1 protein-coding gene is annotated in these 571 nt (G+C 48.9%); it reads left to right on the top strand.

All coding sequences use genetic code 11. The annotated features are described in order from the left end of the window. Window positions 1–571 (top strand): hypothetical protein (locus tag ACR0E6_RS22850; RefSeq protein ID WP_480587723.1); only part of this gene is annotated, 571 nt, incomplete at both ends.

Below are 571 nucleotides of genomic sequence, written 5' to 3'. Positions count from 1 at the left end.
CATCGCCGTTGTCCCTTACCTAAGTGAGGTAGAGAGGTTCATCAAAGGTGCCCGAACAGGTTCCGACTTCATCCTCACACAGCCTATTTGCAACGGAGGGAACAAAAGCGATCACTGCGAGAAGTTGATCCGGGCTGGGAAATCAATCGCTTGTACGCACGCACTGTTCTACCGGCTTGGAACTCTGGCAACCCAAAGCACAGGAATTGCGAGATGTATTGATTTCACCAAAGGCAACAAACCGAAAATTGAAGTCGATCACTTACTTGATGGATACAATCTCATCATCGACGAGGTCGTAAACCCCTTCGAGGTGGAGCAGACAGTCCGAAAGGTTGACTTTGACACAGCTTACCTAGGCCTTGGCATGGCAAAAGAGGAGCCTGACGGGCGTATTGTTCCGACAGAAATGTGGGATGAGCTATACCACAAAGGGAACAAGACATTTGACCGATCACTCTATGACAAGGCCAAATCGGGCGCACTGTATCGCATAAGCGAGAAGCTGTACGTCCTCTCCATTCCCAAAGAACTCTTGCTCAAGCCCAAATCTGTGACAATTTATACGTAC

The organism is Ruegeria sp. AP12, assembly GCF_056540025.1.
Note: the sequence above shows the minus strand (reverse complement) of the source record. Positions and strands in the feature narration are given on the sequence as shown.